Source organism: Tsukamurella asaccharolytica (genome assembly GCF_007858435.1).
GTDB classification, from domain to species: Bacteria; Actinomycetota; Actinomycetes; order Mycobacteriales; family Mycobacteriaceae; genus Tsukamurella; species Tsukamurella asaccharolytica.
This window is the reverse complement of the sequence record NZ_VIGW01000051.1, coordinates 1-607: the sequence shown is the minus strand read 5'-3', so window position 1 is coordinate 607 and position 607 is coordinate 1. Positions and strand designations below refer to the sequence as shown.

Annotated in this window: 1 protein-coding gene; it reads left to right on the top strand. The window is 70.8% G+C overall.

All coding sequences use genetic code 11. From position 1 onward, the window contains the following. The coding region (locus FK529_RS19760) for an aldehyde dehydrogenase family protein (protein WP_146564353.1) at positions 1-607 on the top strand (607 nt) is incomplete at both ends.

Genomic DNA, 607 nt, shown 5'->3' with positions numbered 1-607 from the left:
CCGGACGTGGATCTCGTGTCCTTCACCGGCGGACTGGTGACCGGCCGGATCATCGCCGCGAACGCCGCCGGCACCGTCAAGAAGGTCGCACTCGAGCTGGGCGGCAAGAACCCCAACGTGATCTTCGCCGACAGCTGCGCCACGCCGGAGGGCCTGGCCGCGGCCGTCGACAACGCCCTCAACGCCGCCTTCCTGCACTCAGGACAGGTGTGCTCGGCGGGTGCGCGGCTCGTGATCGAGGAGTCGGTGCACGACCTCTTCGTCGACGAGCTGGTGCGCCGCGCCGAGGGGATCCGCCAGGGTCTCCCCTACGCCGAGGGCACGGAAACGGGGCCGCTGATCTCCGCGGCGCACCGGGACAAGGTGCACGCCTACGTCGAGAAGGCCCGCGAGGACGGGGCGGTGGTCCGCACGGGCGGCGCCTTCGCCACGGGCGATCAGGGGTCCGGCGCGCTCGACGCCGGCTACTTCTACCTCCCGACGGTGCTGGACCGCTGCGATCCGTCGATGGCCTGCGTCCACGACGAGGCCTTCGGACCGACCGTCACCGTCGAGACCTTCACCACGGAGGACGAGGCCGTGTCGATCGCCAACGACACGGAGTACG